The 26,771-nt window shown below is 50.8% G+C and carries 17 protein-coding genes and 2 pseudogenes; 3 read left to right on the forward strand and 16 right to left on the reverse strand.

The genetic code is table 11. The features are described 5' to 3' along the window. Positions 1–102: 102 nt before the first annotated feature. The 5 genes from PBOR_RS28485 to PBOR_RS28505 all read right to left on the reverse strand — a co-directional run bounded on the left by PBOR_RS28485 (position 103) and on the right by PBOR_RS28505 (position 2,182). Entirely contained in the window at positions 103–627 is a 525-nt protein-coding gene (locus PBOR_RS28485) for a GNAT family N-acetyltransferase (protein ID WP_042217216.1), read from the reverse strand. A 180-nt stretch (positions 628–807) separates the two neighbouring features. After that, positions 808–1,212: a hypothetical protein gene (locus tag PBOR_RS28490; RefSeq protein WP_052429677.1), complete on the reverse strand. Its 405-nt coding sequence runs from the start codon at positions 1,210–1,212 to the stop codon at positions 808–810. 20 nt (positions 1,213–1,232) lie between these two features. Next, positions 1,233–1,523, reverse strand: a complete 291-nt coding sequence (locus tag PBOR_RS28495; protein WP_042217217.1) for a hypothetical protein — start codon at positions 1,521–1,523, stop codon at positions 1,233–1,235. Further along, positions 1,520–1,861, reverse strand: a complete 342-nt coding sequence (locus PBOR_RS28500; RefSeq protein ID WP_039306867.1) for an alpha-helical endospore appendage domain-containing protein — start codon at positions 1,859–1,861, stop codon at positions 1,520–1,522. The genes PBOR_RS28495 and PBOR_RS28500 overlap by 4 nt, the downstream gene beginning before the upstream one ends. A 27-nt stretch (positions 1,862–1,888) precedes the next feature. Next, a complete protein-coding gene (locus PBOR_RS28505; RefSeq protein WP_081751236.1) occupies positions 1,889–2,182 on the reverse strand; it encodes a nucleoside-diphosphate sugar epimerase in 294 nt (97 codons plus the stop codon). A gap of 478 nt (positions 2,183–2,660) precedes the next feature. Here PBOR_RS28505 and PBOR_RS28510 point away from each other — a divergent pair, with 478 nt between their 5' ends. Further along, on the forward strand, positions 2,661–3,185 hold the full coding sequence (locus tag PBOR_RS28510; protein WP_042217218.1) for a GNAT family N-acetyltransferase: 525 nt from the start codon (positions 2,661–2,663) through the stop codon (positions 3,183–3,185). Between the two features lie 154 nt (positions 3,186–3,339). Here the strand turns inward: PBOR_RS28510 and PBOR_RS35115 are convergent. The 6 genes and pseudogenes from PBOR_RS35115 to PBOR_RS35760 all read right to left on the reverse strand — a co-directional run bounded on the left by PBOR_RS35115 (position 3,340) and on the right by PBOR_RS35760 (position 12,407). Then, positions 3,340–4,070, reverse strand: a pseudogene (locus tag PBOR_RS35115) (sugar phosphate nucleotidyltransferase). 47 nt (positions 4,071–4,117) lie between these two features. Next, a complete protein-coding gene (locus PBOR_RS28520) occupies positions 4,118–4,855 on the reverse strand; it encodes a glycosyltransferase family 2 protein (protein WP_042217219.1) in 738 nt (245 codons plus the stop codon). Beyond that, a complete protein-coding gene (locus tag PBOR_RS28525) occupies positions 4,852–5,931 on the reverse strand; it encodes a glycosyltransferase family 2 protein (protein ID WP_081972227.1) in 1,080 nt (359 codons plus the stop codon). The genes PBOR_RS28520 and PBOR_RS28525 overlap by 4 nt, the downstream gene beginning before the upstream one ends. Then, positions 5,928–6,776, reverse strand: a complete 849-nt coding sequence (locus tag PBOR_RS28530) for a glycosyltransferase family 2 protein (RefSeq protein ID WP_042217220.1) — start codon at positions 6,774–6,776, stop codon at positions 5,928–5,930. The genes PBOR_RS28525 and PBOR_RS28530 overlap by 4 nt, the downstream gene beginning before the upstream one ends. After that, on the reverse strand, positions 6,773–6,943 hold the full coding sequence (locus tag PBOR_RS37220) for a hypothetical protein (RefSeq protein WP_157764158.1): 171 nt from the start codon (positions 6,941–6,943) through the stop codon (positions 6,773–6,775). Before PBOR_RS37220 ends, PBOR_RS28530 begins: the two co-directional genes overlap by 4 nt. A 49-nt stretch (positions 6,944–6,992) precedes the next feature. Continuing rightward, positions 6,993–12,407 (reverse strand): WIAG-tail domain, encoded by a 5,415-nt coding sequence (locus tag PBOR_RS35760; protein WP_052429678.1) that lies wholly within the window; start codon positions 12,405–12,407, stop codon positions 6,993–6,995. Between the two features lie 254 nt (positions 12,408–12,661). On the opposite strand from PBOR_RS35760, the gene PBOR_RS28540 reads away from it, so the two are divergent. Together PBOR_RS28540 and asd are read left to right on the forward strand one after the other, a co-directional pair. Continuing rightward, on the forward strand, positions 12,662–13,759 hold the full coding sequence (locus PBOR_RS28540) for a YheC/YheD family endospore coat-associated protein (protein WP_042217221.1): 1,098 nt from the start codon (positions 12,662–12,664) through the stop codon (positions 13,757–13,759). Positions 13,760–13,850: 91 nt separating this feature from the next. Next, positions 13,851–14,642, forward strand: a complete 792-nt coding sequence (gene asd / locus PBOR_RS28545; protein ID WP_042217222.1) for an archaetidylserine decarboxylase — start codon at positions 13,851–13,853, stop codon at positions 14,640–14,642. A gap of 114 nt (positions 14,643–14,756) precedes the next feature. Here the strand turns inward: asd and PBOR_RS38660 are convergent. The 5 genes and pseudogenes from PBOR_RS38660 to PBOR_RS35770 form a co-directional block, all read right to left on the reverse strand. Next, a pseudogene (locus tag PBOR_RS38660) lies at positions 14,757–15,300 on the reverse strand (DUF2569 domain-containing protein). Positions 15,301–15,321: 21 nt separating this feature from the next. Further along, entirely contained in the window at positions 15,322–16,071 is a 750-nt protein-coding gene (locus PBOR_RS28560; protein ID WP_245647931.1) for a DsbA family protein, read from the reverse strand. A gap of 68 nt (positions 16,072–16,139) precedes the next feature. Continuing rightward, on the reverse strand, positions 16,140–20,351 hold the full coding sequence (locus PBOR_RS35765; protein ID WP_052429679.1) for an RCC1 domain-containing protein: 4,212 nt from the start codon (positions 20,349–20,351) through the stop codon (positions 16,140–16,142). 16 nt (positions 20,352–20,367) lie between these two features. Next, positions 20,368–21,192, reverse strand: coding sequence for an imm11 family protein (locus PBOR_RS28570; protein WP_042217225.1), 825 nt, complete (start codon positions 21,190–21,192; stop codon positions 20,368–20,370). Between the two features lie 10 nt (positions 21,193–21,202). After that, positions 21,203–26,731 carry a S8 family serine peptidase gene (locus PBOR_RS35770; protein ID WP_052429680.1) on the reverse strand — a complete coding sequence of 1,843 codons (5,529 nt, stop codon included), beginning with the start codon at positions 26,729–26,731 and terminating at the stop codon, positions 21,203–21,205. Positions 26,732–26,771 lie beyond the last annotated feature (40 nt).

Here is a 26,771-nt window from a genome sequence, read left to right on the forward strand (position 1 = left end):
GTCAACACAAGTTATAATAATTAACACAAAACTATTTTTAGCAGATTAAAATAATGTATTCGCTATTATTAGACCTGAATATGTAATGTAACATCACACAAACTACTCAGGAACCTCCGTCAGTACCTTCTCAAATACAGGAAAAGCCGCTACCCGGCCGGGAAAATAAATCTCGCCTCTCTGCACATAACCAAGCGAGGGATAAATTTTGAGTACCCGTTCATTCTTCGCATAAGTATCCATCCGAATACTGCTATACCCGCTGTGACGGGCATGCTCTTCAGCGAAAGCAATCAGCTGCCGGGCGATCCCTTTACCTTGGAACTCCGGATGAACCGCGAGCCGGTGCATGATCAGATGCGTCCCCTGCTGCTGTAACCATTCAATCTCCCCATATTGCTCCGCCTGATTCTCATCCAGCACAATAATACCGGCAATAGCTTCGTTGTCCAGACAGATAAATAATGTGCCTGCATCAATATCCGCGGTAATGACTTCGCGGTTCGGATAGCTATCGTCCCATTGATCGCTTCCGCCTGCCTGCATAACTTGTACACATTTGGAAATCAGATTCATAATCTCCCCGATCTCATCGCTCTGTGCTCTCCGTATCTCATTTCCAATCATGTATATTCCCCGCTTTCCTATCGGCATTTGAACCCGGTAAAGATTCTGTTAAGAAGTCTATCATATCCGGGCGGAAATTCCGATAGTCCGCTGATTCCAGTGTCTTCCATAGGCTATAGAGGCGGCGGGAGACCCTGCCAACCTCTATAGCTGCCCATCTAGGCCACGGCTAAGGCTCTGTCAGCCCAGCTCCAGCTTATGCCCGTCCTCGAAGCCCTTGGCGAAACCTGCGTCGAACCCCACGTTGTATGCTTCGGTGTAGCCCTGCTGAAAGGCGTCTCCCGGCGGCAGTTCCGGAGGGACGCCCAGATCCGGGGGGAGCGGTACTACCTGCGGCACCGGCGGCGCTTCGACTACCGGCACAACATGTACCGGCGGCTGAATTACATGCACCCTGCGGGAAAGCCGGCGGCGGAGTCTTTTTTTCTTGCGCAGCAGCAGCCCTCTCTTGCCTGTCTTGCGGATCAGCCCCCTGCGCGTTTTGCGTCCAAGGCTTCTGCGCACCCTGGTCTTCCGTGACAACAGCAGTGTACGTCTGCGGCCCTTGCTGCCTGAGCGCAGCTTGCCAAGTCTCTTTCTCTTCATCTGTCTACTCCTCCTGTACTTCATTTACTTCTAGCAGCGGTACCATCTGAGCATTCTTTGCTCAGCCATGGCGCAGCAGGAACTCCCTGTTTGGGCTCATGCAGTGAAATACCGGATATCATCCGGCACATCGAACTCTGGTACCCACTCAGAATCCTGATATTGTCGCTCAGCTTGCGGGCTGTCAGCTCCGATTGCCCCGTAACTTCGGCAATGCTCTCGAGGATTGCTGCGAGCGCGGCTTGACTGCGGGCGATCGAGCGGATCATCTCCAGCTTGACGGCATGTTCGGAGAGAAGCCCGCCGCTCATTTGCTATCGTCTCCGAAGCTGAATCCATCCCCGCCGTCTCCGCCGAAGTCGCCGCCGCCCTCATCTTCACCGCTGCCCAGCACTGCCTTCAGATTACTGTACAGCCCGTTCTCCAGCTTCGTCAGCCCCTCCACCATCTCTACGATCACTTCGTGAATGGAGAGTGATTCCTTCAGCTGGTCTTCATGGGAGTCGAATGCTCTAGCGTGGATATGATGATGGGTCCACTGCTTCACTTTTTCCGCTTCCACCGCTTTGGCCTCGAGAATCATCGCGATGTTCCACTGGATTACAGCGGTCGACTCCAGCATTTGCAGATAAGCCTTTTCTCTGCTCATCTTCCGCCTCCTTGCGCAGGTTACGCGTTACTCTTCTTCCTGACCGTTTAATTCCTTGATTACCCTGCCTACTCCCTCTGCCATTGCTTCTTCGAGATCGGCAAGTGCATTCAAGTAAGCAATAATGTTCTTGTTAACCTGACCTGAGCTTTCTACCAGCCCACTGAATCCGCCAAAATCAGGGTCCGCATCCGGCAGATCGTGAACTATTTGCGACATACGGACGGCCACGTGGCGTTCGGCGTCGAGAATCCGAGCCATCTGTTCGTGCGTATGGGCCATGTGCTGCAGGACTTTTGTTATTTTACTCTGCACCTTCATGTCTCCTTTGCTCAAACGCCCTGCTACAGCATATGCGGCATCAGCCGTGACGGTGCCGGAGAAGCTCCTCAAGTTGTGGAGGGCTGCGTAGATAAGACTGCTAAGTGCTATGGCTGTTAAGTGGAAAAACGTCACCTAATTTATCCGAATGACCGGGAACCAGAGCAACAAGTGGAAAAAGAACAACTATTTTTACAGCGATTAGGCATGAAAGTGAATTCAGGAAGAAATAAATGCCTTTTTTCCACTTAGGATAGATACAAAAGGCGCAATGGGATTATTAAGTGGAGAAAATCCAACTGCTTCTAGATAAGGGGAACTGGGAGGGGGAAGTGGAGCGGATAATGACAGGGCTCTGAAAAGAGTTACCGGCTGGAGGATATTGACAAGCTGCTGAACAGCAGACTATGCTTGGCTGAAATTGGATCTTTATTATATGGGTCCGGATCTATGTATCGACATGAACTGGAGGTAATCTATGAAACTTGCAGACAACCGCCTGGAGCTGCGGCCCCTGACCGCAGCCGAGCTGGCGTTAGCGTTGGAGAATTACGCGGAGCTGGAGCAGTCGCTGGGCTTGAAGGTGACCGCAGCGCAAACCCTGCTTGACGACGAAGAGATGCGTTATGCCATGCAGGTGAGGCGCGCCAAGGTTCTCCAGGATGAGCAGAACTATCCGTGGCTGACCAATTGGGCCATTATTCAGCAGGAGGAGCAGCGGATTATCGGCTTCCTGATCCTCAAAGGCGGGCCGAATGAACAAGGCGAGGTCATCCTTGGTTATGTCATCGATGAGAGGTACTGGGGGCATGGCTACGCTACAGAGGCGGCGCGCCAAATTACGGCCTGGATCTTCAAACACCCGGATGCACGCTGGGTCATCGCGGATACCGAGAAGGATAATACCGCCTCGCACCGTGTCCTGCAGCATCTGGATGCGGAGCTGTACCGGGAGACCGAAGACCTGCTCTGGTGGAGAATCGCCCGGCCGGCAAGCACCTGACGGAGAGCACAGAATCCCCAGGGATGAATCAGCCGGAGCTTACAGGTACATCTAAAATAACCCCACAAAGTGGGGCTTTAGCTTCGCTGATGATACAGGTACTTTGCGGGGACCCCAAAACACATAAATACTTATCTATAAAAAACGCTGCCCCTCAGGGCAGCGTATCTCTCAGCTTTTCTCCGGCTTCGCGCAAGGACTGGAATGTTCCCGCGTCGCTCCACCATCCCTTAAGCACATCATAACTAAGCTTGCGCTCTGCGGCATAAATATTGTTTACGTCGGTAATTTCCAGCTCCCCTCTCTTGGAAGGGGATACGCGGCGGATAATATCGAATACCGCTTCGTCATACATATAAATGCCTGTAACACAGAATTTTGTCTTCGGATGCTCCGGCTTCTCTTCAATATATGCAATCAGGGAAGAATCCCCGCTGTCAAACACCGGTACCCCGTATCTCCGCGCATCATCAACCGGCTTCAAGAGCACTTTCGCCGATCCCTGCGGCTGCTGCAGATAACTCTCCACATAAGGCTTCAGATCATCCATAAAAAGATTGTCACCAAGCAGCACGACAAACCGTTCCCCCGGCTGAATAAATCCTTCCGCCAGCTCGAGCGCTTCCGCGATGCCTCCTGCAGCTTCCTGGATTTTGTAAGTCAGGGATACACCGAATTCCGCGCCGCTGCCCAGAAAGTCGGTGTACTGTCCTGCGGACTGTTTGCTGATGACCAGGAGAATATCGGTTATCCCCCCTGGCGCAGCCGGTCAATGCCGTAGCACACCATAGGATAATTGCCGACCGGAAGCAAATGTTTGTTCATAAGCCGGGTCAACGGGTAAAGCCTTGTTCCTGTTCCGCCCGCCAGTATGACTCCTTTCACTTACTTTCCTCCTCTTTATCTATGTCTTTAGCCATTGGCCTGGCCCCTCAGATGAATTGTGCGGGATCTACATGCCATTTCTCCATAAATAGTCTGCGGTTCCGCTCCACCAGCTCCTGAAGTGAGGAAGAAAAGACTTCCTTGAAGCTGGCGCTGCCTTCATGATGCACCAGACAATCTCCGGCAATCAGCAGCCGGTATCCCCTAAGCCTGGCGCGGTAGCAGTAATCATCATCCTCGTAATGGCCTGGTGAATACCGTTCATCCAGCAGGCCGATGTTGTCCATCAGCTCTCTTTTGAATAACAGGCACAGCCCTACAAGCCTTGTGGTCTCCAGCCGTTTCGCCGCATCCGGAACATTCGCCAAGCGGGCTTCAGCATGATAACCCGGAATATCTGTATAACCCGTCTCCACCTGCTGCCGTCCGCTGGCATAATTGGTCACCGGACCGACCATTCCGATATCCGGGGCGCTGGACAAGGCGCTCTTCAGATTGGCCAGCCAGCCCTGCGACACAATGACATCATTGTTCAGCAGCAAAAGCTCATCTCCCGCAGCCAGCTGCAGCCCCAGATTGCAGGCCAGCGGAAAGCCGCGGTTCTCCGGAAGGGAAATGAAGGTCAGCTTATTCGCGCGGCAGTAGTCATCCGTTCCGTCACTTGAAGCATTGTCGACTACAATAATTTCATAGGGTGAATCCGTATAAGCTCTGATCGACTCGACACAGGAACGCAGCAGGCCGAGTCTGTTATACGTTGGAATAATAATGCTGGTCAGTGTCATAGGGCATTCCTCCACGCCGCCATCTGCCGGCGTTGTTCCTGCAGATGGCCTTCAGGCAACCGCCCGCTTGCCTGCCGCTCTGCAAGAACCTGAGCCAGCGCTTCGGCATGATCTCCGGCAATCAGCTGTTCCATGGCATTCCCGGCCCCCGTATTGCCCTGGCGCAGCCGGTTATGCTTGATCACATTCACCGTACCTGCCTTCTCCACCCGCAGCTGTCCCATAATCGAGAGCGCATGCGCTTTGGGCGGAACCATCAGTTCACGGTAGCCAATCCGCTCCAGCGCCTTCCGCGACAAGGCATGGGGAACGGCTGTCATCGAGCTGACGCCCAGATCATTCCGTCCAAGCACCGCATTCAGATACATCTTGCAGCGGGTAACCGCATCACTGAGGGCAAATGGGGGCAGCAGATGATCAAGATCATTCAAGGCTACATCAACACCGCCATCCACCGCCTCCGCAAAAAGAGACATTTGCCGAACGGGAATCACCATATCCCCGTCCAGGAATAGCAGAATATCTCCCCGGCTGAGCTTAGCGCCAAGCGATCGTCCCACATCATGCCCGGCAGATTCCGGAACATGCACGATGGTCGCCCGGGAACACATCCGGGTGCGTTGGAAGCTGCGGTCACTGCAGCCGTTAAGCACGACGATAATCTCCAGCGGCTGGAGGCGGTTGACCTGATCAAGCAGCTTCAATAAGGTCTGCTCCTCATTCCTTGCCGAGATAATCACGGACAATGAACCGCTTAGAGGGGGCAGCGGCTGCCCTGCCCGGCGGTAGCCGGCATCACCAGCGGATGAAGCCCCCGCTGCGGTACGGCGGGAACCCGCCTTGCCGGCAGCCGGCCTCCGGACAACCGCTGCTTTGCCGGTGGTGCTCCGGCGCAGCGCAGCGGCAGCGGGGGCAGCTGGTTTGGCTGCCTTGCTCCGGGCGGCCGGGCTGGCGGACCGGGAACGCCGGGCTGAAGCTCTGCCTCGGCCCGCCGTTCCCGCGCGGCGGGCCGCAGGAAGCGAAGATACGTGAACCTCCTGCCGTTGTCCGGGTGAAGGATCCGGTGCTGCTGTCATCTCACCATCTCCCTTCGCCGGTTGCCGTCAATGAAGCCTGCTCTTTCGCCTCTGCGCTGGAGGACCAGACCTGCCGCATCCAGATGATCCGCGAGGATAACCTCACGCAAGGGATCTGTCCCCGCCTGCTTGGGCCGTACGGCATTCAGCCTGCCGACCGCCACCTTATGCACAGCCTTCACATGCAGGCCCTCAAGCACTGCCTGCGCGTGTGCCAGAGGCGGCCTCGACAACAGGCCGCTCCCCAGCGTCACAAGAGCCCTTCGGCTGAGTGCATGAGGTACCGCCGTCAGTGAACAGCCCTTCAGATCCGGACGGCCAAGCATAATATTGAGCACATGCTTGGAGAGCACTACCGGATGCGGGAATTCATGACGGACCGGACCGGAGTAATCATTTAGGGCCACATCTGTACCCTGGCTGACTGCGGCCACAAAAGGCCGCAGCTGCGAAGCGGTAAGCACAAAATCCCCGTCAATGAAAAGCAGGACCTCTCCCTTGGCCGCCTCTGCTCCAACACTGCGGCCCACATCATGACCGAGCGGCTGCTCGAAGTGAATGACATGTGCTCCCAGTGACAATGCAATCTTTGCCGTATTGTCGGCAGAACCGTTAACCACAACAATAACCTCACAGCGGGGATGGACTTCCCTGGCTCTGGCAATCACCCTGCCAATGGTTCCGGCTTCATTCATAGCCGGAATGATCACCGACACATAGGGAGTGGGGTGATTGGCCGCAGGGAGCGGCACGGCAGGGCACGCCGGCCGGGAAATCCGCCGTTTGGGTTGCAAAGCCCGCCGCCCCGTGCGGCGGGCAGATGTACGTGTGTGCTTCAAGCTCATCCACCTTCCTTGCAGGGCATGGTCTCCGGGCTGAGGGTTACATCACAGTCTATGTAATCCGCTGTCCCGGGTAACGGCAAGTGTCTCCCTCCGAGCAGAAATTTGGACAAATGCCCTTCCGCTGCCGCAGTCCCGGTGAACCCGGATTTCGCTGTACTTATCAACATAAAGAGCGCAGCCTCCGGCTGCGCTCTAGTATTTGTTTATCTTCCTGCTCTAATCAAACACACGATGATCTGCAGCCGGCTTCACCAAAGGCGAACCGAGGGCGATCCAGGACAGCACTCCATAGAAATGAGGAGTTTCGCGCAGGCGCACTACTTCAATCGTCGCGTCCCCGCCAGATCTGTTCTTCAGCGAAGCGTGGAAATACGGCTGGTTGGTCATGGCGACAAGCACATAGCCGGTATGGCCGAAGCTTTCATCAAAAGATACAGTTACCTCAACACTCTGTGCGTCTCCATTAAACATGAAGGCCGTCATCCCGAACTGCTGCAGGACCTCCCGGTTCCCGGCACTCTGTACCGGACTGAACGACAGATGCTCGGCATTCACTGATCCGGGCGCCAGATGATCTCCGGTCACCACACCTTGAGCAATATGATAGCTCTGCACACTGTCTTCTTCCAGATGACGGGATTGAATAGCAAATGAAGTGATTTTGGAGCCATCCACCGCTTCGTCCTGAAGCTCTGCATTCCCTACCGCACCTTCAGTCAGATGGTTGGTCCCGATACTGCCCGGAGCAAGCTTCTCACCAGTAACGCTACCGTCCGTCAGCTGCCCTGCATTACGCGTTTCCGCCGTGAGCTGCTCAAGCTTCGTCACAATACCGCTACTCAAATGACGCTCTTCCAGTGCTCCGTCTGCCAGATGCACGCCTTGGATGCTCTGCTCTTGCAGATGCTGAGCACCTACTGCGCCTGCCGCCAGCTTGCTTCCGGTAATGCTGCCGTCTGCCAGCTGCCCCGCACTGCGCGTTTCCGCCGCAAGATGCTCCAGCCTCTTCACAATGCCGCTGCTCAAATGACGCTCTTCCAGCACGCCGTCTGCCAGATGCGGAGAACCTACTGCGCTTGCCGCCAGCTTGCTTCCGGTAATGCTGCCGTCTGCCAGCAGCTCGGAGTTCAGTGTATCCTCAGCCAGATGGCCGAGACTGATGCTGCCGGGGCGGATATGGCGGCCGTCTACCGCGCCCAGGGCCAAATGGCCCCCGAATACGCTGCCCGGAGCCAGATTATAGGAACCTACTGCACCGGCCGCCAGCTTGCTTCCGGTGATGCTGCCGTCTGCCAGCTGTCCTGCATTGCGCGTTTCCGCTGCGAGATGCTCCAGCTTCGTCACGATACCGCTGCTCAAATGACGCTCTTCCAGCGCACCGTCTGTCAGATGTCCGCTCTGGATGCTCCGCTCCTGCAGATGCTGAGCACCTACTGCACCTTCTGCCAGCTTGCTTCCGGTGATGCTGCCGTCTGCCAGCTGTCCTGCATTGCGCGTTTCCGCTGCAAGATGCTCCAGCTTCGTCACAATACCGCTGCTCAAATGACGCTCTTCCAGCGCACCGTCTGTCAGATGTCCGCTCTGGATGCTCCGCTCCTGCAGATGCTGAGCACCTACTGCACCCTCTGCCAGCTTGCTTCCGGTGATGCTGCCGTCTGCCAGCTGTCCTGCATTGCGCATCTCCGCTGCAAGATACTCCAGCTTCGTCACAATACCGCTGCTCAAATGACGCTCTTCCAGCGCGCCGTCTGTCAGATGTTCGCTCTGAATGCTCTGCTCCTGCAGATGCTGGGCACCTACTGCACCTTCCGCCAGCTTGCTTCCGGTGATGCTGCCGTCCGGCAGCAGCTCGGAAGTCAGCGTATCCTCTGCCAGATGGTCCAGACTGATGCTGCCGGAGCGGATATGGCTGCCGTCTACCGCACCCGGGGCCAAGTGGCCTCCGAATACGCTGCCCGGAGCCAGATGAGAGGAACCTACTGCACCTTCCGCCAGCTTATTGCCTCCGATACTGCCATCTGCCAGCAGCTCTGAAGTCAGCGTATCTTCAGCCAGATGCTCACGCTGGATGCTGCCTGCGCGCAGATGGCAGCTGTCGACTGCTTCCGGCGCCAGATGACCGCCATAGACGCTGCCGGAAGCCAGATGAACAGAGCCCACTGCGCCTGGCGCCAGCTTGCTTCCTCTGATGCTGCCGTCAGGCAGCAGCTCAGCGCTGCGGACTTCCTGCGCCAGATGTTCCAGCTGGATGCTGCCGGAGGCCAGATGCTGCCCCCTCAGCGACCTATCCGCGACATGCTCTCCGTGGACGCTCTGCGGCTTCAGATGCTGCGGCCCCACCGCCTCTGCCGCCAGCTTGCTCTCGTCAATACTGCCGTCCGGCAGCAGCTCCGCGCTGCGGACTTCATCTGCCAGATGCTCCAGCTTAATGATGCCATATCCTAAATGCCGCTCTTCAAGCGATTCATCCGCAAGATGCTCTCCATGGATGCTCTCCAGTTGCAGATGCTGTGAATCTACAGCTCCTGTGGCCAGCTTGCTTCCGTCAATACTGCCATCCGGCAGCAGTTCAGAGCTCAGCGTCTCGGAAGCGAGATGTGCGAGCTGGATGCTGCCGGTGCGGATATGGCGGCTGTCCACTGCATCTGGAGCCAGATGACCGCCATAGATGCTGCCCGCAGCCAGATGGAACGAGCCCACCGCACCTGCCGCCAGCTTACTTCCGCCAATACTGCCGTCAGGCAGCAGCTCCGCGCTCCGGGTTTCATCGGCCAGATGCTCAAGCTTGATCAGGCCGGAATGCAAATGCCGTTCCTGCAATATGCCGTCAACCAGATGCTCGCCATAGATGCTCTCTTGCTGCAGATTCAGCGAACTTACCGCACCTGCGGCCAGCTTCTCGCTGCTAATACTGCCATCCGGCAGAAGATCTGAGGTCAGTGTATCCTGGGACAGATGTGCCAGTTGAATGCTGCCGGGACGGATATGCCGGCTGTCTACTGCACCCGCAGCCAGATGGCCGCCATACACACTGCCTGCCGCCAGATGGAAGGCACCTACAGCGCCTGCTCCCAGCTTGCTTCCTACGATGCTGCCATCCGGCAGAAGATCTGCACTGCGCGCTTCTTGCGCCAGATGCGCCAGCGTGATCTCACCTGCACGGATATGCTGCCCCTCTACGGCTTCCGGCGTCAAATGAATAGTCTGCACACTGTCCGGAGCCAGATGGACGGATTCCACAGCCCCCGGGGCCAGCTTCTCCCCGCTGATGCTGCCGTCCGGCAGAAGCTCGCCGCTGCGGACTTCTGCCGCCAGATGAGTCAGGCTGATGCTGCCTTCGGCTATATGCTGTCCTTCTACCGAGGATTCAGCCAAGTGGCTGCCCGCTACACTTCCGGCTGCGAGATGGCGGGAGGCTACAGCACCCTCCGCCAGCTTGGCGGCACCGATGCTGCCATCCTGAATCTGGATGGAGGATACAGAGCTAGGAATGATATGTCCGTTACCGATTGACATAGGACGGATATGCGCGCCGCCCACACTCCCCGGCGCAAGATGTCTGCCCTGTACCGATGTATCGCTGATGGAATCCGGTCCGACCGCACCTGCTGATATGTGTTCACTCTGCACAGCTAATGCCGCAAGCTTGGAGGCACTCACACTGCCGTCAGCCAGCTTGATGGAGGTGACGGACAAATCGCCAAGTTTGTCTGTCGAGACACTCTCCGGCGATAATTTCAATGAAGTTACAGCATGGTCAGCCAAGTGATGCGGCTGTACAATACTAGCAGCAAGATGCGCCTCCTTCACTGCGCCGGAAGCCAGCTTATCTCCCGATACGGAACCGGACTGCAGCGCGGCTGACGTTACACTGTTATCCCCGAGATGCCGGCGTTCTACAGCCCCCGGTGCAAGATGTTCAGCATCGACCGATTCTTCCTGCAGGGCACGGCTGCTGATGCTGCCGTCAGCCAGATGCTTCTCTTCGACGGCACAGATGGCGATATGTTCTCCGCTGACCGCTTCTCTGGCCAGGGCATTTCCCCCAACCGCACCGGTGGCCAGCTTGGCGGAAATGACACTCCCGTCAGCCAGCTTGGTTGAGCTGACACTCTGGGGACTAAGATGTTCTCCCGTAACGGAGTCATACGCCAGCTGCTCTTCCGTTACCGCTCCGGGAGCCAAATGTCCTGCAAGAACCGAATGCTGCTGGAGCTGGGCAGATCCGACGGATTCCATTGCCAGGTGGGAATTGTCTACGGCTTCGCGCTGCAAATGAGCCGAGGTGATGGCCTGCAGGGCAATCTGCGGTCCGCGTACTGCGGATTTGGCGATATGGCGTGTAGTTACCGCTTCATCAGCCAGCTTATGCGGCAGGATGCTCTGGTCCGCAATCTTAGAAGAAGTTACCGCCTGCTCGATCAGCTGTGTTGTACCCACTGCACCCTCTGCCAGCTTCACGAATGAAATACTGCGGTCCGCCAGATGCCGGCTGCCAATTTCCCCGTCAGCAATATGCTCCGCATTTACGCTCTCCGGGCTTAAGTGCTGGCTGCGGACAGCCTTCTCCTTGATCTGCCTTGATCCAACTGCTGCGTCCGCGAGATGCCCGCCGTCAATGATGCCCGCCTGAAGCTGCTCTTTCCCGATCAGCCGGGTGGCGAGCTGTTCCCGTCCAATTGCGCCAGGAGCCAGATGCTTCGATGTAATGACGCCTTCCCCTACGTGGCGGCCTTCAATCACCGCGTCGCCCAGCTTGACGCCGCTGATCTCTCCATCGGCGATTTTGTCACCGGATATGGCTTCATCTGCCAATTTCGAGCGGTCAATGCTGCCGTTGCCGATATGGCGGCTGACAATACTGCTGCTGAGAATTTTCTCGCCGGTCACCGCACCGTCATCCAGCAGCTCCGCCGTGATGATGAACTCACTGAGATGCCGGCTGCTGATCGCTCCGTCGGCAATCTGCCCTCCGCCAATAATCCGGTCCGCCAGCTTCTCAGGACCAATGCTGCCGTTCTTCAGCTTTTCTCCGCCAATGGAATGATCCAGCAGCTTCCCTCCGCTGACACTGCCTTCCGCCAGATGCTCGCCGGCAATAGATTCCGGGGCGATCTTAGAGGAAGTGACCGCTTTGTCTGCAATGTTGATGTTCTGCACTGCATAGTCCTGCAGCCATGGCGTACCAATGATGCCGAACTTCAGCTTGGACCCGTCAATCGTGCGCGGAGCAATCTTGGCACCTGTAACTGCTGCATCGGACAGATCATCGGTATATACGGGCTGCAGGCGCTCTTTTTCCACCGGTACAATGACTTCCGGCTCAATCAAAAAATCCCCGTCTTCATACTGCTGTTCCTCTTCCTGTTGCTCTTCCACTACCGTTTCGTGCACAGCCTCCTGATCAAGCAAAGTCTGCTGCTGGATCTGCTCTGGCACTTCCAGGACCTCTACCCCGCTGACCTGCAGCGTCCGGTCCACTGTATCCACCGCTTCTACGGCGGCAGATTCTTTCACTTCTTGTATTTTGGGACTGCTTTTCAACATGCTAAGTTCAGTCTTATTGGGATCATCTACATAATAGAGCGGCTTTTTTGAACTGCGATGCTGATTTCTTTTGGAACTCTTCACAAGCAGTCTCCTCCTTCCATCTGTTGTTTCTCCTAGGCATCATATGCAGTAGTATGGGCTGATGACACCATTCCCCCGGCTAAGCTTTGATAAGAATAAGGTGTAGTGTTCTAAAGAATTTCCATTCTCGCCTTTCAAAAAAGGGCATCTGCCGCCGCGCATCCGTCCAACCCTGACGGGCACGTACACACATACAATGACAGGAGACGAAAAATCAGCCGGGAAGCTACTTCAAGATAACGGGAGGAACGAACATGGGGCAAAAGCTCGTTGGGATACTGCTAAATGCCGCTGTGCACGGGGGCGTTCCCCGGTTAAAAACCGGACAGGAATCTCTGGCCAACTACGAGGAAGCCGCCGCCGCATACGGATTAACCCCTTGCTTTCTGAAGCTGTCCGGCATCGATACGAAGTCCGGCTTCAGCAGGGCTTATATAAAGGGTCCGCACGGCTACCGGAGTCAAATCATCCCGACGCCGGAGGTCATCCATAACCGGGCGATCTATGACCCGGGCAGCAGCGGCGTCCAGCGGCTGCTCCGGCAGGGGATTCAGGTATACAACATATGCAACCGCTACGGTAAGGATCAGATTCACGGCCTGCTGGAGCAAAACCAGGAACTGCAGACATTTCTGCCTGTCACCTCAGCCGGAATGTCCGGCCTGAAGGAAATGATGGACAGTTATCCGGATCTGATTCTCAAGCCTTGCCGGGGAAGTGTAGGAAACGGGGTTATGCGTCTTACACGGATCAGTGGTGCGGGACAATGGAAATGGAGTTATTCTCCCTCCGGCTCAAGACGCTGGTACAGTGTGCCTGTGAATCAGGGCGCCATTCCACGGGCACTCCGTGCCAGACTCTCTTCGGTGCCGTATCTCGTGCAGGAGCGGATACCGCTGGCTGAGATAAACGGCCGCCCCTTTGACCTGCGTATTACTGTACAGCGCGGATGGGGCGGAGACTGGCAGGTGACCGGCATGTTCGCCAAGCTGGCTGCACCGGGCGGCTTCGTGTCCAACATCGCCCGTGGAGGCGAAGCACTGAATTCATCCTTCGCTCTGGAGAAGGCTTTCCCGGGGGAAGCGGCAGCTCGGATCCGCATGTCTGTCCTCTCCCTCAGTCTTGCCATTGCCCGTGAGCTGGAACAGAGCCTTCCAGGCCTTGCTGATATCGGTCTGGACATCGGCATTACGGGCAGCGGACGCTTATATTTCATCGAATGCAACGGACGCGACCAGCGTTACGGCTTCCAGAAAGCCGGGCTCGGATCCGTCTGGAAAGAAAGCTACCGCCGGCCCATGGGCTATGCCAGATACCTGTATGAAGAGGCTGCACGGCATAACTCTTATTGATTTGTCTTCTATTCTATGTCAATATAATGCAGAGCGGGTGAGGTCCGAGGCTACTCGGACCTTGCTGCTGCATGATGGAAGGGAGATGGGCATGGTTAAACAATTGCTGCGGCTGATGACCGAGCTATCCTCACACAGATGGCTTTCCCGGGTAATGGGTGCTTTTTCCCATAGCAGACTCAGCCGCTTTATGATTCCGGTATTTATTCGTTCCTATCATATTCCTGCCGCTGAGGCGGAGAAGACTGCCGGAGAATACCGTACACTTAATGAATTCTTCAGCAGACGCCTGAAGCCGGGAATGCGGCCGGTCGCAAGCGGTGAACAGGCGGTGGCAAGTCCTGTGGACGCCATGATTACGGCAATGGGCGACATTAACTGCGGAACAATAATGAATGTGAAGGGTCAGGATTATACGCTGGAGGATTTGCTTAATCATTCGCCACACCTCGAATTGTATAAAAAAGGCTACTATTTCGTTCTTTACCTGAGCCCCACCGATTATCACCGGATACATTCCCCGTTAACCGGGCAGCTGCGGGAGAGCGATTATATCCGCGGCCGGGCTTATCCCGTGAATGATTTCGGCATGCGGCATATGAAGAGTGTCCTGAGCCGCAACGAACGGCTGATTACTTATATAGCCGGCAGCTATGGCGAAACCGCCGTGGTCAAGGTAGGCGCAATGAATGTGAGCAGTATCCGCTACACCGATGAGAACGCCACAGAATGGCAAAGAGGCGACGATCTGGCCTATTTCGAATTCGGTTCTACCGTAGTCCTGCTGCTGGAGAGCGGCACCTTCACACCGCGCCCCGGGCTTACCGTGGACACGAAGGTGAAGATGGGCGAGCTGCTGGGTGAGATGCAGCGCGCTACTTAGAATACCGGGCAGAGTCCGGCTTAAACTAAACAACTTAAGATGAATTTATGGAAGGCTTCCCAGACAGACAAAGCCCCGCCAAAGTACACTTACGTGTCCTTGTGCGGGGCTTTGTTATTGCTGAAGAAGCGTTTCGCAAAAATCCGGACCGTTTACTTCTGCTATAATTTTACCGTATAAAGGTTTTTTTACCCGCTCCAATTTGCGGAAATAGGCCATCCATAGAGCACAGGTGAGGGCCGCTCTTATAAGATCACGCAGACTGCTACCGTCTTCCAGTCCGCGAGCAACCGGTATATTCATGATTAGAATGTAATCAATGATTCCTATCAGTACGTTGGCAGAATACAGCAGTATAATCACGCGCGGCAATAGTGCCTTTTTTTGATAGAACAGAACTAAATTAAACACCGTAAGCAACAGCAACAGCGCATTCAAATACGATCAGCGGAGCCCATAGCGGATGATACATTTCTCCCTGCGGTGACGCCAGAATATCCCAATACTCCCGGCCAAAGCTGGGGAGATTGTAATTCAGCAGTTGAAAAGCCCCCTGAAACAAGGTTGCGATTAATCCGATCTGCACAAGCACCAGCCAGCCTCCAAGACCCGAAGGGCCGAGTGGGGCATAGGTTTGGGGTTCCTTTTGAACCTCCATTTCCAATTTCTTATTCCTCCTTTATTGCGGCGAAGAGGCTGTGGCTTCCAGTTGTTCGTTAATGGCATTAGCCAATCCTTCATAAGAGGAATCCGGCAACAGCTTTCCGTTCACCATAAATTGCGGTGTACCATTAACCCCATAATGACCGGCTGTTTTGTAATCCTCTTTCACATCCAGCATATAGGTATGTTCCTTCAAATCTTTCTCGAACAAACTGTAATCGATGCCGTTTATGTTTTCCTTCACCAAGTCTAGCAGGAAAGACTCTGTGGCCCAAATTTTACTTTCATCGCCTTGGTGTCCGTACAGTACATCATAGAACTCCCAGAACTTGTCGTTATCCTGTTTGGCGATAGCTTCCCCTGCACTCGCGGCAAGGATGGAGTCCCGGTCTATGAAGGCATAGTTGATGAAGAAAAGCTCAACCTTTCCTGAATCTACAAACTCACTTATGAAGCGCTGCATGTTCGCTTCTTTCCATTTCTTGCAGGCTGGGCATTTAAAATCGGCAAATTCTACAACCTTTACTTTTGCCTGGGAATCGCCAAGATGAGGCTGTTTTTCATACTTTAACCCTTCAGCTTGATATTCGCCCTTAATCTGAGTGTAATTAGGCATTTCCTCCACTGAATACGACTTCCCTGATGTATGATCTATGACGATAATCAATATTAATCCAATCAAAATAATTACAAAAATACCGGAAGCCATAAGCATTGTTTTGCTCATCTTTGAATTTTTGTTCCGTTTGTTCACATGATTTGACAAGCTAATTTTGCTCCTTTAGAAGGACCTTCAGAATCTGAAGGTCCTTTTTTTGTAAATACTTCTATTTATCAGGGCGATACAGGCATGCTGGACTTCGAGATATTACCTGCTTCATCTACAGCAATTACAGTAATAGAGACCAACTCATTGTCAGGAATCTGTAATTCAACTCCTTCATGTGCGGCTGTCTTCAGTACGAGTTCTTCGTTCATGTACACCCAGTATTCTTTGACGCCTATATTATCCTTTGATTCATCCCATTGTAGAACGGCTGCACCAGCATTCTTCGTGATCTCCACATGGGCAGGCGCAGTAGGAGAAATTAGGTCAGGCATTACAAATCCGTCAGAGAATTTCAGCCTCTGAATAACGCTCTGTCCATCATCTATCTTTTCAGCGAATTCATTAGTTAAAAGGGTACTGGAATTAATAGTCTTGAGAGCGGCCGTTTGCCCTGGTATCAACCCGAGTACAGTTACCGGCACCCTGGCGTCATATGAGGTCCCATTGCCTAACTGGCCATTGCTGTTGCTGCCCCAAGTCTTCACCGCATTTCCGTCAATTACCGCATTATGACTTACACCCGCATCTATGTCTTTGGTACTGGTTATCGCGGAAACAGTGACAGGAGTCGATGTAGCACTGGTGCTGTTATTGCCCAGTTGTCCTGAAGCATTGTAGCCCCAACTGTAGACAGCAGAATCCTTCTTTGCAATGCTGTGGTACATGCCAGCGGAGATTTGCGTAATCCCGCTAACTGTAGATACATTTACAGGATTAGAACGGTCCGTATAGGTTCTATCTCCAAGCTGGCCATATGAATTACTCCCCCATGCCCAGACGGTCCCATCAGTCTTCAGCGCAAGAGCATGATAGAAGCCTGCAGAAACACTGCTTACATTGAGCAACGTGTTAACCTTAACTGGAACCATTGAATCTGTTGTAGAACCGTTGCCAAGCTGGCCATTCATATTCGTCCCCCATGCCCAGACGGTACCGTCAGTCTTAACCGCAAGACTGTAGAACATGCCTGCGCTTATCGCTTTCACCCCACTGAGTGAAGGTATCTTTGTAGGAACATATTTGTTTCCGGTAGTTCCAAGACCTAATTCACCAAAGTAATTTGATCCCCACGCCCACACTGTTCCGTCACTCTTCAGCGCCAGTGCGTGCGTATGGCCTGCAGATATAGCTGTAACAGAGTTGAAATTTTCAATCTTGAGCGGCAAATATTGTTGGGATGACAGGTCTGTATTGGCGAGTTGTCCCATGGAGTTATCACCCCAACCCCAAACTGTGCCATCACTTTTCAATGACAATCCGTAAGAACCACCAGCGGAGATGGCTGTCATCGATGACAGATTTACAGTCTGTGAGGCCGTATACGAAATAGACAATGTCCCATTTCCTAATTGTCCTCTATAGTTGCTGCCCCATGCCCATACAGAACCATCGCTCTTAAGGGCGTAGGTTTGATCGGAGCCAGCTGAGACAGTCATTGGTGCTGAAGCCTCCATTGTTACCGAAACCTCATTGCTTGAGGCCGAAATATTGTTAGCATAGTCCCTTGCCTTAACCGAGAAGGTATATGTTGTTCCAGGCGCAAGACCTGTAGCCGTGTACCCGGTTACTGAATCAATCGAGTTCCCGTCAACAGGAAGTGCCTGAATCAGATTTGTCCCCCGATAGACTAGATAATCTTTGATGCCGTGATTATCAGAAGCTTCGTCCCAAGACAGTACAGCTGTAGTTGCTGTTTTACCCGCAGTGATCAAGTGGGCTGGTGCAGCAGGAACCAGCGTATCGACCGGATAACTTATTCCGCTTACTATCGTACGGGTACGCTGCAGGGTCAAATTGCCTGTACCCAATTGAGCGTCATCATTAACCCCCCATGCCCACAGAGAGCCATCCATTTTTACAGCAAAGCTGTAAAACTCTGCCGCTTCAATATCGACAATACCTTCCAAATGCGCTGATCTTACAGGAACGAGTCTGGTCTGCACAATAGTGCCGTCTCCCAGTTCACCCTGAGCATTATCACCCCAGCTCCAGACCTCGCCTTCACCAGTTAACGCTAGATTATGAGCATAAGAGGAAGATATTTTGATAATATTGCTCAGATTCTGAACCTTTGCCGGGGCAGGAGCATCATAAGTTGATCCGTTTCCAAGCTGACCATTTGCATTGAAGCCCCAGGTCCACACAGTTCCATCCTTCTTCAGAGCAGCCCCATGCATATAGGAGAAATCAATCTGAATAATATTTGCCAGCCCCTGAATCTGCAAAGGAATAAGCTGCTTATATTCAGCAGTTGCAGTATAACCAAGAATTCCTCTGGAGCCATCTCCCCAGATCCACACCGTGCCATCTTCTTTTAGCGCCATAGTGTTGTAATATCCGCCAGCAATCGAAACAACCGAACTCAATCCGCTGACTTGCACAGGAGTAGCTGAGCTATTGATCGTCCCAGTACCCAGTTGTCCGAAACCGTTATTTCCCCAAGTCCAGACCGTCCCATCCTCTTTCAAGGCAACAAAGTGTCCGAGACCGGATGAGATAGATACAATGTGATCAAGTCCGGCTACAGCCTGCAAGGATAAATTAATGCCGTAGCTATCCTGTCCCCAGGTCCACACGGTCCCATCGGCACGCAGCCCAATATTCTGGGTCAATCCGGATGAAATCATGGAGAAACCATCGAGCGCCGAAATTCTCGTTGCAACATTACGGGTAGTAAGGGTTCCGTCTCCCAATTGCCCCTTATTATTAAGTCCCCAGCCCCAGACCTGTCCTTGATTATCCAAGGCAAAGCTATGATCACGGTATCCGGATACCGCAATGCTGCTGGTGAAGAAGACCAGAGGAACCGTTTCTTCGGAAACATTCCCCGCATTATCGATAGAAACTACAGTAATGGAATACTTCTCATTCGGGCGAAGATTCTCCAGCTTAATCTGCTGATCCTTCGTGATGCCGAGCAGCTCTTCTCCGTTCAGTATTTCATACTCATTCATTCCTGACAGGCCATCTGAACCAGCTGTCCAGCGGATTAGAGCCGAAGTGCCAAATTGATTGATTTTAAAAACATTCGCTGGCGCAATTGGCGGAGTTAAATCGATTTTAACCGCTCTTTCAACAGATGGACTTACGTTCCCTGCCATGTCAATCGTCCGAGCATATACCTGGGTGATTCCTTCTCCACGGACAGGAAATGAATTAACGTATTCACTCCACTCAGCGGCCCCACCAACCTTGTAATCGTAGCCTCGGACTAGACTCTCTGCATCTGTTCCACCATCCAGGCTGACATAGACCGGTTCATTCGTCCAATCAGATGTGCTAAGACTAATTACTGGAACTGTCGGAGATACTTTATCAAACTGCAATGTATATTCAGCTACCACACTGCTGTTTCCAGCGTAGTCCAGTGTCCGGGCATATATATTGGTCTGCCCATCTCCACTTACTTCTACAGGCTGCGTATAATCGAGCCATTCTCCGGAGTTTCCTGCACGATACTGTGATTTCAGCGTACCGCTCTGACTGTCATTACCATCTGTTATAGTAACAGTGAAGGTGGAGTTGCTCCATACATCCGGACTAATCTTGAAGTCAGGAGAAGACGGAGGCTCCATATCTACACTGATTTTGGTTTTTTTCGCTTTTTCCACGTTCCCGTCTATATCCGTTGAACGATAAAGAATGATTGTATTGGCACCATCAACAGCAAAAGGAGTGCTGTACTGGTTCCAGCTCTGTCCCGCATTCAAGCTATATTCTGAATATTGTATCCCCGAATGCGTATCGGTTGCATTTAGGGAAACTGTAACTGCGCTGGTGTAATAAGAATTCTGTCCCAATGTCCCATTCACTGAAACGGATGTTTCAGGAGGAAAATTATCTTTCTTTATCGTAAAAGAAACTTCTTGGGGTACTTCATTATTGTTATTTAGTCCAAGGGACTGATAAAGGATATGATATACTTTTTTGTCCGAGAAAAAGAGCGGCTGACTGTAGGTCTGCCAAGAGCCTCCATCATCCAGACTATACCGGGTTGCAGAAACTCCGGAACCCGGGTTCTGAACGGAGAGCCCAAGCTCTACTGTCCCATAATAAATTCCGTTAACATTAAGATTGCCTTTGAGCAGGTGTCCGGTTACCGGGGCACCCTCGGCGGCTGCCGCCGAAGGTGTTCCCGTTCCAATACCGGGGATAAGAAGCGTGAAGACAAGGACAAAGCTTATGATAAATACAATAGATCGCTTTAATGAGTACATTTCATTCCTCCGGACTCTATAAGTTAATTTCGGACTTTTCTACTTCGTGCCATTGTAAAAGCATTAACACAGGAGGAATATAAATCGGCTGTCCCCAGTCATACAACAAAGCTGGTGTCAAATCCGCTATCCACAATTCACCATTCTCATCCAATTGCATTCTCCATTTTCCACTGGCAACAGCTTTTCCCTGCTCCATAAGAATACGAGCCTCATCGTAAGAGAACTCAATCCCTTTACTGCGCTCAATAGAATCAAGAGCTGCTTGATAATTCCGTTCTTGTTCTTCTTCTTTATCTGCAGTAAAAGCTGAATCGTATACTTCTGAGAAATCCAAACCTTTAAGACCGTGGAGCTCCACAAGCTCTTTAAATTTGTCTGTTACAAAAACTTGAATGATTGCCGTTTCCTTTATTTTAAACATATAGGTCTTTTCAGGTATCTTAGAAAAATCAAAAACTTGTTTAATAAATCGAGCGAAATTGCCTTTCCCCGTTAGCTTAATAACTGAACGACTATAATCAACACAGTCAATAACATTTGTAATGTTGAGCATAAACAACTTCAATTCAGGATGCGCCAAGGGAAGACATTCAATTTCTTCTGCAATAATTGGAAATAAAATATTCTTTACTTTCTCCGAGATAATAGGATGTCCAGTTAAGTATCTTGGAAAATCGTTATATTTCCTTTTATTATTAGTGTACAGGATCGGTGGCGTCCACACCGTTATTTTGGAATCGCCTGTGAATTTCGACTCTATAGGATGCTCTGCACTTACAGTCTTGTCCAGCATTAAATCCATGGAATCTTCACCAGATCTTAAACTATATACTCTCATACTTCTCCTCCTATTTTTTCGCTTTATACAACTGATATTGTCCAGTGAGCAGTTTTTCTCGCATTTCGTTAATCACTTCCAAAACTGCATCAACACCATCATCTTCAACAACCCTAACCATGTTATACAAATCCTCATAATAGGTTACACCATGTGACCCAGTGTGCGTAGAAATTGTAAACTCATCAATTACCAGCAAATCCGTTTTATTAGTTGCTGGCGGTAAAAACACTCCATTTGCTGATGAATTGAGATCAATATTATATTTTTTCATAATTGCATGTAATTTAACAGCAAAATCATTTGATGGCTTATAAGGTATAATATGATGTGCTGCCCAACCAAACGGCTTGGCTAGTCCTGTTGCCTTTGTAATTTCCCCAGCCAAAATAGTAGATTGTGCACCGGTGGTTCTAGCTGTCAATCTTTTGGTTACAATTTTACTATAATTAGAAAGTTGACATGCTTCCGCCGAATTATGAGTTAGTAAAGCAAACTCTGATAGATAGTAGGTGTGAAACTCTTCTACTTCAAAATTATAGACCTTGGATACTGCATCACTTAATGCAACAGACTGTAAAACAACAGTAGCGCCTGTTTGCGTCTCTAATAAATCCCCAGGAGTTAACTCGTCAGCAGTTACCCAGCCTTTTCCTATCACCCAGAATGGATGGTTACCTGTGCTTTGAACTATTTTACCTTGAATTCCAAGATTATAAATCTCGGTATTTTCCCTGTTGAATAGATTTACAACAGGTTTATATTCTTGCTTGCCGGTATCCGTATCTTTAGCCAATACAAGCTCGCCAATCTGGATCTGTTCTATTGGCTTGGGTCCATTTTTGGTAATAATCTCCGTTCCTTCAGGAACGCATCCGCAGGGGTTCAATTTATAGACTAGTTCAACACGTTTAGCTGCGGTATATGAAATTTTCTTTCCCGCTGTAACAAAATTACCGACGAATGGGACGATCGCTCCGGCTGACAATAAGGCGTCAATATAATCACCATTGACAAAGTAAATCACGCCATTAATTGCATCAGCACCTTCACCAAGTATCGGTATCATCCCAACATTGCTCAAGGTACACTGTAATCTTTCTTTGGCAGTACCTTCACTACATGTGATTAGAGCTGATGCCCCGGCTGCAAATTTCTGAATACCCGTTAGTCCATACACTTCTGCAAACCATGTCCCATACGTCAGTTCATAGGCATGATCATTGGGATGCAAAATATAACGCTCAAAATAATTTTTGCATGCTTTGCATGGATCAGTTTTTGAAGTGATCGTTTTACCCTTCTCAATAGTCGGAGGCAGCGGAATAATATTCAACCCATTTAACGGATCGTTGATTACCTGCACTAGGAATTCCTGAGTTTGTTTCTTCTTACTGCCTTCCAAGCGTGATACAAATATTTTATAATAACCATCTTTCGCCCAGTACTGAGGCGTTCCAGAGATTGAATCAGTATAATTTGCATACCAATATTTATCTGGCGACTTGGAATCAACCGCTCCATTCCATGAAATGTCGGTTAGCGTATTCTTGTTAAAACTTCCTCCTGTGGTGTATTCATAAACACTTATCCCATTTGCCAAATTAGCTGTTCTGATCTCTACTTTAAGGTTAGTATTATTTACCTTATTTTTATACTGAACCTTGACAGAACCTTTATTACCAGGCGTAGCATCAAAGCTTTTTACTGCGCTTGCTTTCAGAGCACGCAGGGTAGACATGAACTCATTTTCACCCTGTATATACTCTACAAGGTTAATATCCGCTGACAACTCATACTCAAATTTTGAAAAACCCCAAGCGGGACCTTCCCAACCGCTCTGGATCTTCAGATAATATGTCCCGGCATCCAGATCAAAGGACATCTGCCCATCTGTACTGAAGTAGCCTCTGATATTTCCGTGGGGATCCTCGATGGTCCCGTCACCCTGAGACAGATACAAACTGATCTGATCAGGAGCAGTCAATTCTATTTTGTAATAATCGGTATCGTACAAGGATGAAATTGCAAGTGGAGCACCTTGTGAATCTGTAGTTACTAATTCACCAAAGGGTAAGTTCACCGCAGAACCCGCAGTGTTATGCCCCATTTCTTCCACTGCAAACCGAGTTTGCAATCCGTTGATTGAGCCGAAGCTTCGCACAGCGACATAGTAAGTCGTCCCTGCAGTTAAGTTCACTTCCAGTTTCGAGAAATGTTCACCGTACGGTCTGTAATCCCGGGCATCATCATTGGAGTCAAGCAAATTCTTAAGATCTGTGTCCGTATATAAGGCTATTTCGGTATCATTCAGCTGCGAAGTCGCCTGGTAATTGGAAGTGAAGAAGCGGTATTTGCCTGTCGACACAGGTGTGAATTGCAAATATGCTTCTTCTCCGCTTACCTTGGATAAATCAAGTGGTATCCCGGTGTTCAGGGAGGTAAATGTAGTTTGTCCAGCTGAAGTGACCAGCAGCCGTGCATACGTTTTGCCGCCATTCACTTCATCTACACGAATGTAATACGGAACACCCGCACTGAGATTCACAGTCACCTCTGAGAACACGGAGTCTGCTTTATCGTCGTTATAGCCGCCGGTAATTGTTTCTTCCATATCTACACTCGCAAATATAGAGAGATCCGTATCGTTAGCCTTCGAACTTGCGCTTCCGCCATAGCGGTTAGTGTTTATTCTGAATTTACCGGTATTCGCCGGAACGAAGACGTATACATTGCTGTTACCAGCCTGTTCGTTAATATCAACTGCATGATCCTGCTGAATGTAAGGAATGCTTGAGCTGATGACATCCGCAGTAATTCTCGTACGCAAAGCGGTTGTATCAAAACCATTTACTTTGACATAGTAAGTCTGTCCGCCAATCAGGCTGACTCGGATCTCCGAGAAGACCGTGTCATTCGTATCATCATTCACTGCAAGCTGCTTACCCAGCTGCAGATTATTATATATTGAAAGTTCGGTATCCACGGCAGGGCCGCTGCCTTGGTACGGACTGGTAAAAATCCGGTACACCCCGGTTGTAGCCGGCTTGAAGCTGAACAGCTGAGTGCTGCGGGAGGCCTGATTTACATCCTGCGGCTGATATACAATTAGTTCCGGCAAGGTAGTAGAAGCCTGAACAGAGGCATAAGCGCTGGTACCTTCCGGATATACTGCGGCTACTTCCAGGAGATAGCCTTGTGAGGATATCAAGTTTGAAAAGGTATATGAGTTGACGTTTGAGGTCCCTTTATCTACTCCGTTAATTCGAAGTTTATAGAGTACAGCCCCAGGCATCGCATCCCAGGTCAGCTTGATGCTGTTAGCATACTCTGTCTTTTCCAGACCAGTAGGAACTGCAAAAGGCTGTGCTTCAATGGCCCCTAAAATTAAAGTATACGGTGAGGAGCTGAACTGGCCGCTGAATCCGGTGACCTTAAGATAATAGACTTCATCTTTGGTTATTTGTAAATCCACATGCTCTGCTGCACCTGTACCATTAGAAGAGCTCCATACAGGGAGTCCCGATGCGGTATAAATATCTAGTTCATAATCTACCGTCGAGGGAATGGTTAGCCCGATAGGAATTTGTCCAGTCTCCTCAGCTGTCAGCTTGTAGTAATCCACATCACTGGCTGAGGAAATATAAGAGATATAACTATTCTCCGGGAATACATTTTTGGCAGTTATAACGGTGTCATTAGGTTCAAAAGTATCTTGCCCTATGCCTGCTTCAGTCACATAAACAGTAAACTGATAATCATATAACCCTGAAGGTACTGCAGGAAATTTGTATTTGATTTTATACGTACCGGTAGGCGTAGAGGAAGAAGTCTGCCAAGTATAGGAAATATCCTTGTCCAGTTCCACTCCGGTTATCGTTTTACTTGCAATAACTTGAAGCGGATTGGAGGCGGAAGTAACTTCCACATCAACCCGTTGATGCGGGTTCTCCCCATGCTCATCTCCCTCCAGCTTTAGGGAGACTGTAACCGAATCCCCTGGATGGATAGAAGCGCCGTCATTCTTAGGATCATAAGAGGCAATCCCTATTTCACTATCTGGATTAGAAGGAATGATTGTATTAAGCCCTGAGAGATTTTCTTCTGATAATGGGGCAATTGAACCTGTAATGACTCCTTGTGCTTTAGCAATATTAATAATACCGTGACCGGCTTCATGTGATGTTTCGAGTGGTGTCGCTGTTTCATATAACTTGTCAATAACTTGCTGTCCACTGAGCGACGGATGGTGAGACCAGAATAATGCTGCAGCTCCCGTGACATGTGCAGCTGCGTTGGACGTTCCGGAGGAAACACCGTACCCACCATTCATCATCGTGCTCATTACACCAAAGCCCGGTGCTACAAGATCAAGCTCATCGCCTGTAGCCGAGAAGTCCGTACGGTGGTGTGATGACTCTATCGCTCCGACCGCAACAACCTCAGGGTATTTAGCAGGATATTGCACGGTGTCCTCTCCGGAACCGTTATTACCAGCCGCAGCCACAATAATGATTCCGGCAGAGCTTGCCTTTTGTATGGCTTTGTGCAGTAATTCACTATATTGAGCAGATACAAAACTCATATTAATGATATTGATGTCATGATCAATAGCCCACTCGATACCCTGAATGACCGAACTTGTGTATCCGTCGCCAGAAGAGTCCGCCACTTTTACCGCGTAAAGCTCGGTCTCCGGTGCAGCACCTACTACGCCGAATGAATTATCCAAAGCGGCAATTGTACCGGCAATATGTGTTCCATGCCCCTTGTCATCTGCATAACTCGGAGAAGTATCTACATAACTAACTCCACCGGCAATGTTCAGATCTGGATGGCTAGATATTCCCGTATCAAAGACCGCCACTTTAATCCGGCTATCAACTGAACCTTCTGCTTGTCTCGTTATGTATGATCCTGTCGAATGGATGCCCCAAGGAATCGTTTGTGAGCTTTCCTTGATCGGCTGCTCTTCCACCTGTGTGAGTGCCTTCTCTTCCGCAATTTGTATCGGTTTGTCTTCTTCAACTGCAGCAACCATTGGATTTGCAAGCAACTGGTTGACTTCTTCCGGATGCAATTCCATATACAGTGCATTGGCACTCTCCAGGCCCTTCACATGATATAGATTAACTTTGTGTGCAAGATCCTCATTGTTTTGCTGCTTTCTCATCTCCGCGAAAGTGCTCAGATTTACAGCACTATCCGTAAAACCAGCCTCAAGTGTTTCTGCATACACACTGTAAACTACACTTGAGACACTTACAGGATAATCTTTTTTCAAGCTGACTAAATATCTTCCCCGTATACTTTTACTGTATGTATCTTGTGTTACTGTCATAGCAGACAGAATTTCACTAACTGCATCGTTAGTGCTCTTCGAGACCAATGGCACCAAGTCATCCGTTTCGGATGATGGCTTAGTCTCTGTGAGGAGGCCGCTTTCAACAGCTCCTGTAGCAGTAGCATAGCCCGACATCTGGCTGACATTACCAAGCAAGATAGATAAAACTAAAAATAAAGTGACTATCTTCTTCAAACAAATTTCCTCCTATTAAATAGATTTTCCTTCTAATACA

This window comes from Paenibacillus borealis (assembly GCF_000758665.1).
GTDB lineage: Bacteria > Bacillota > Bacilli > Paenibacillales > Paenibacillaceae > Paenibacillus_AQ > Paenibacillus_AQ borealis.